Genomic DNA, 5,658 nt, shown 5'->3' with positions numbered 1-5,658 from the left:
GGTATTGCTGCGATTATGGCGGTCCGCTCTGCTACCAACATTTCGATCCCTGCAATCCTGTGGTCGGGGGACACCTCGTCAGCGGTGCTCAGAAAAGTAGCCGTCAGTGGCATGAAGCTCTTGTCCGAACCGGTTTCGGAGCGAACCTTATTAACCATACTTGCAGAACATAAGCCGAAAATATTGACGGAAGGCGAGTGAAAATGGCTCACACAATCAAGGTACACAGATTCGCTGGATTTGTGAATTCTTTTCTGGGCACAGCTGCAGCACTCAGTACCGAGCAGAAGCTCTTCGTCAAACGCGAGTTATTGCAATCGCTGTCCCGTCGAGCCGTGTGTTGGACCGTACTAGTGGCGGTCGGCGCCTCGCTGTTGTGTGTATACGGATCGTGGATCAAAACGTCGGATAGCTATCGTTGGTTCCGTGTCGTCTGGGTCCTGGGATTTTGGGGCATGGCGACTCCCATGGCAGCATACTTACTGAAAAAGACCAAGGCGCTCCCGAAGCACGCCAGCGCCAACGCGATCGAGCAGATGCACTGGGCATGGGCTGCAAGCGTCACACTGACATCGTTCTGGTGGGCGGCGGGTAGCCTTGGGCTAACCCCACCCGATTTCTCGCCCCGCCCTCCCTACATCAAATTGGCAAGTTCTGGCTTCCTTGAGTACACGCTGATCAGCCATACATTTACCCTGCTACTGCTCGCACCCAGTCTTCGTGCGAATTTAGGTTCGTTCGTGCTTGGCGCTGTACCGTTCGGATTTAGCCTGGGACCAGCTCTATATATTCACCGGCCAGCAATGCTGGGGTTCTATTCTACTCAACTAATTGGCTATTGTTTCCTGGCGTGGTTTTTCTTTTACAGTCAGAAACGCTCATATGTTAAAGAGATCATTCTCGATGAGGCGCGAAAGCGGGCGGAAGCGGCAAAGGCGGAGAAAAACCTGCTTATCGCTGCAATAAGCCATGACTTGCGTCAACCGCTTACAACGCTCGGTCTGAAGTTAAATTATATCGAGCGGAGCATTAAATCGACCGAGCTGGTTGCGGACGTCTCGAATGCGCAAAGGCAAGTGGATGCGATGGAAGGGATGATCAACGGTGCACTGGATATCTGCCGCCTTGAGTCCGGCACATGGAATGTAGAAATTCAGGAGGTGGCGCTGCCTTCCCTTTTACGCGGCATAGTCGTGGATATGCAGCCGCTGGCTGAGGCGAAGGGGCTGAAAATGAGACTCCATTGCCGCCCCTATCTGGTCCGTACGGATCGACCTGCGTTGGACAGGATCATTCGGAATATGGTGACCAATGCGATCCGTTACACGCCTTCCGAACAGGGACGAAAGAAAGGGCATGTTCTGGTGAGTTGCCAAAGGAGAGGCAGCCACATAAAGATAAGCGTCTGGGACAACGGGATCGGTATCCCAGAAGGTAGACAGGCGGATATCTTCAAGAGCTATGTACAGGTCGATAATCCCGAGAGGAATCGCGAAAAAGGGTTCGGCCTGGGTCTGTCCATTGTTCAGGGACTCGCGAACCTTCTCGGTCACAAGCTCCACATCGACTCGACACCAGGGCGGGGCTCGCGTTTTTCGGTTGTGGTCCCGTTCATGGGACTTATACCGCCGGAGTTGCGGGAGGTTCAAACGGCCGAAGACGGCGACCCGGACCTGACCAATATGGTCGTGGCGATCATCGAGGACAATAGCGACCTAAGAATCGAAATATCGATGCGCCTGATCGAGCATGGCTGCTACGTCGTAGCCGGGGAATCATCATCCGACGTCATCGAGCAATTGCGTAGTGAAGCTTTGGCAAGCGGTCCGCACCTCATCCTCTCCGACTACCGGCTGGAGCACGAGGACGGTATTGCTGCGATTACGGCGGTCCGCGCTGCTACCAACGTTTCGATCCCTGCGATCCTGTGGTCGGGGGACACCTCGTCAGCGGTGCTCAAAAAAGTGGCCGTCAGTGGCATGAAGCTTTTGTCGAAACCGGTTTCGGAACGAACCTTATTAACCACACTTGCAAAACATAAGCCAAAAACGTCGACCGAAGGCGCTTAGAAGTGATGGCAGCGCAACATGAAGAGCGGTCCAGCAGAGATCGTCACGACAGTCGCGTGTGTGTTGCCCCCCTTCCAGGGGTCAGTTCGGCGTTGACTCGAAGTGCAGCTTCTACGCGGTTTCTGACTTGAAGTTTATCGTAAATAACACAGGAAACCTGTCTGACGTGTCCTTCGGAGACGCCGAGCTCTCTTGCGATCTGTTTCCCTGAAAGACCACGTGCAATGCAACGCGCCACGTCCCACTCTCGCGGAGAAAGCCCAAGATGAAGTTGATTTTGGCTAGCTAAGGGCGCTTGAGTCAAGCAGGCAAAGCGGAGCAAGACTTCTTCCGGGATCCAGAGTTCACCTCCTAAGATCCTGCTCAGTCCAATGAACATTTTTTTGTGCGCGCCTCCTTTCAACAGGATTCCTCGAGCGGCGTAGTCACGCATGCAAATTCGCAAAATTTCAACTTCATCATCGTTTCTAGGAGCAAGTCCAGTGCAGATGACCACAGGAACATTGGACAGATTTCCGGCCTGGAAATGCTCAAGTGTAGCGGCGCCGCGGTTTTCACCATCCAGATTAAGATCCAGGAATACTAGGTCTGGGGGCGGTGTCTTGTTAACTTCTTCAAGCGCGCTGGCAAGCGTGAAGACGGGCGTAATGTCGATTGCGGTTGCGCTTAGCTCGGACGCGTGTGTTTGAACATATTCGCAAAGTGCAACGCAAAGAATTTCGTGGTCATCGACCCACAGGATTTTCATGTCGCTTATCCTCTTCGTACATCCGAGAAAGGCAATCGATCGTACGCTACATTTGCGCGCAACATTCCTTAGCAGCATAGCATGTCGGGCGAAGCCACAGACCCTTGAAACTTGCAGGACGTTGCACGAGCGAATCGGGCCTCCGCGGCAGCAGCGGACGTGACTGCGATCCGGGAAGTGTCTGGCGCGCCGACAGCCTCGTCGTTGGATGTCTTGCTGAGTACCGACAGTCGCCTCGCCGATTCTTTGCCAGCAAGCCAACGCCGCATTAGCAACATTCGGCGGTCGCGAAAGATCCCAACACGCATCCCGACCGTTTTGCAGAGTCTTGTCGCCGCCTTGTTCTCCGACGTCTCCGCAAGAATTCGCTGAACTGCGAATTCATGTGCAGTGCTCCCGCGGCTACTCCTGCCGTAGCCGGGCGTTATGGTACTTAATCACATCCATGACCGCAGCCGTCATCACCGAGGTTGAGACTCCGAACATAAGGATGCCGTTGGCAGCTTCGATTGGGCCAAGCATGCGCCATTGCTTGGACATGACAATGTCGCCGTAGCCCAGCGTGATGAAGTTGACCGCGGAGTGATACAGAGCAATGGCGAAATCGGAAAACTCGCCTAAGAACATGAACAGCGCAGCCCAGATCGCCATTTGAGCGAAATTGCAGAGCAAAGTCATCGTCATCACGGTCATCAATAGCAGGACGTCCACCCATAGCAAGTCCTGACTCTTGACGTTGCTCCGGAAGCGCGCGTAGCGACGCAGGCAGATGGCTACCACCACGCTTTGCAGCAGCAGGCACAGAACCATAGCCGGAGCGGCCGCCAGGACATTGTGTAGCATGATTGACTCCGTCTTCGGGAGAGCGCAGGCAAGAAACGCATCATTCGAGACGCGGAGATCGCAATTTCACAATTTGCAACCCCCGGGCGATCATAGGCCACATTGCGTCAGCCTGCGCCCAGCCTTGCTCCACGCCAAATGTGTCGAACGTTCGCTTACTGAGCGATACAGTCGCCCGAATGTCTGAGTACGGCTACCGACGATGACGGCTCATGGCCGAACTCGGTCAGGTCGGGTCCGCCGGATGTCGCTTCGATTCATCGACGAGTCACCGCAGATCAACGTGACTCGCTTCTCACACTTTTGTTGACCTGCGGTGTAGTTAGTAATCCAAAATCTTGGCGATAAATTCCTTTATGTAAAATGCGTTAAGGGCGAGCAAGTGTTGCTGATATGCGGAGTCAGCCGCTTCCTACTCCACGACATCGGCGACGGCAGCCCTCTATCCACCGCAACCTTCAAGACTTGAACGATGCTTTCATCGTGTCTCCGAGGTGCGCAACCGCAGGGCTAAAATTCCCGATGTGAGGCGCATGCAAAAGCCATACATCGAGCTTAGGCGCGAAGCGCGCGACCTTCACGACTTCGAGCCGCCGCTGCCAAACGCTGTGCGTAAGCACGCTGCGCGGAACCAAGCCCAATCCCAGGCCGGAGGCGATGAGTTGCAATTGCATCTCGCTGCCGTGCGTATCTGCCTTGACGCGCAGGGCGTAACCGGCCCTTTCCATCGCGTTTTGCAGCGCCGCCCGATAGCCGCACCCTTCGGGGTTCAGGATCCATCCGCCATCCGCAACGGCCGCGAGCGTCGCACGATTCGAAACCAGCGGACGCCTTTTGCTCTGCACGATGACGAGTTCCAGTGTCGCGACGTGTTGGCGCACGTAGTCATCGGTGGGTTGTCTGCCCTTCGGAGTCAGAATGGCGGCGACATCCAATCCACCTGCATCGAGCAGACGAAGCAGACCCGGACTCCAGTCCGATCTCAACGTCACTTCGAGTGCCGGGAATGCGTCCCTGAGCGCGGTCAGGGCGTCGAAGAGGACAATATCGGCGATACCCTGCGGCAAACCGAAGCGCAGCTTTCCCGAAGGATCGCCATCCTCACGGGTGACGTTCATCAGCCGGTCGAAGGCAGCGAGCAACGGAACGGCATGCTCGTGGATCCGATGCGCAAGCGCGGTTGCACGCGGCGGTTTGGAATTGCGGTCGAGAAGTGGTGCGCCCAGCACATCTTCCAGCCGCTGGATGCGCTTCGATACTGCGGACTGCGTGACGCACAGCTTTTGCGCGGCACGGGTCAAAGAGCTTTCCTCCACCACCGTAACGAAGGATTTCAATTCATCGATCATTATTCCATCCCGTCATTTAAGCCAGTCTGAATATTCGCTTTTGGAAAGCATGGATTGAGTCTAGCCTAGTGGGCATTATCACGCACTCTCACTTTGAGGCCACTATGCCGCTCGTCCGAATCGATCTTTCGAAAGCCGCGCCACCCGCCGTCGCTCAGGCCGTCAGCGACACCGTCTACGAGGCGATGACCTCGATCGCCAGTGTCCCTGCCAACGACAAATTTCAGATCGTCACCCGCCACGATGCTGACGAACTCATCTATCCCGCCGATGGCTATCTCGGCATCGCTTACTCTCCTTCGATTGTTTTCATCCAGATCACGTGGAACACCGGGCGTTCGATCGATGTGAAGAAGGCCTTCTATGCCGCCGTCGCTAACGGCATTTCAGCGAAGACGGGGCTGCGAAAGGAAGATGTCTGGATCAGCCTGGTCGAGGTCGCACGCGAAAACTGGTCGTTCGGCAACGGGGAAATGCAATACGCACCCGCCGACTAGCCCGGATCGCCGCTCGCAGCGCAGGGAGGAGAACATGAAGCCACTGGAGCAGTTGACCTTTCATTCGCTGGAATTGTGTTATGGCGCGCGCTGGAATAGGTCCGGCGTCGCGTGCTATTCGAGGTGAGATGATGAAGTTCGTCGCGCGCCCG

5 protein-coding genes and 1 pseudogene are annotated in these 5,658 nt (G+C 55.6%); 3 read left to right on the top strand and 3 right to left on the bottom strand.

The genetic code is table 11. From position 1 onward, the window contains the following. Together AWB75_RS39105 and AWB75_RS35985 are read left to right on the top strand one after the other, a co-directional pair. A pseudogene (locus AWB75_RS39105) lies at window positions 1-201 on the top strand (hypothetical protein); the annotation flags it as partial. Between the two features lie 2 nt (window positions 202-203). Then, the gene (locus AWB75_RS35985) at window positions 204-2,069 is read left to right on the top strand and encodes an ATP-binding response regulator (protein ID WP_061128686.1); all 1,866 of its coding nucleotides are present in this window, start codon (window positions 204-206) and stop codon (window positions 2,067-2,069) included. A 43-nt stretch (window positions 2,070-2,112) separates the two neighbouring features. Here the strand turns inward: AWB75_RS35985 and AWB75_RS35980 are convergent, their stop codons facing one another. The 3 genes from AWB75_RS35980 to AWB75_RS35970 all read right to left on the bottom strand — a co-directional run bounded on the left by AWB75_RS35980 (window position 2,113) and on the right by AWB75_RS35970 (window position 5,009). Continuing rightward, window positions 2,113-2,817 (bottom strand): LuxR C-terminal-related transcriptional regulator, encoded by a 705-nt coding sequence (locus AWB75_RS35980; protein ID WP_159462854.1) that lies wholly within the window; start codon window positions 2,815-2,817, stop codon window positions 2,113-2,115. A gap of 402 nt (window positions 2,818-3,219) precedes the next feature. After that, window positions 3,220-3,660 (bottom strand): potassium channel family protein, encoded by a 441-nt coding sequence (locus tag AWB75_RS35975; RefSeq protein ID WP_061128684.1) that lies wholly within the window; start codon window positions 3,658-3,660, stop codon window positions 3,220-3,222. Between the two features lie 458 nt (window positions 3,661-4,118). Further along, the gene (locus tag AWB75_RS35970) at window positions 4,119-5,009 is read right to left on the bottom strand and encodes a LysR family transcriptional regulator (RefSeq protein WP_061128683.1); all 891 of its coding nucleotides are present in this window, start codon (window positions 5,007-5,009) and stop codon (window positions 4,119-4,121) included. A 104-nt stretch (window positions 5,010-5,113) separates the two neighbouring features. Between AWB75_RS35970 and AWB75_RS35965 the strand changes: the two genes are divergently transcribed. Further along, window positions 5,114-5,506, top strand: coding sequence for a tautomerase family protein (locus AWB75_RS35965; protein ID WP_045457394.1), 393 nt, complete (start codon window positions 5,114-5,116; stop codon window positions 5,504-5,506). Window positions 5,507-5,658: the final 152 nt, after the last annotated feature.

This window comes from Caballeronia catudaia, from assembly GCF_001544755.2.
Lineage (GTDB): Bacteria > Pseudomonadota > Gammaproteobacteria > Burkholderiales > Burkholderiaceae > Caballeronia > Caballeronia catudaia.
Note: the sequence above shows the minus strand (reverse complement) of the source record. Positions and strands in the feature narration are given on the sequence as shown.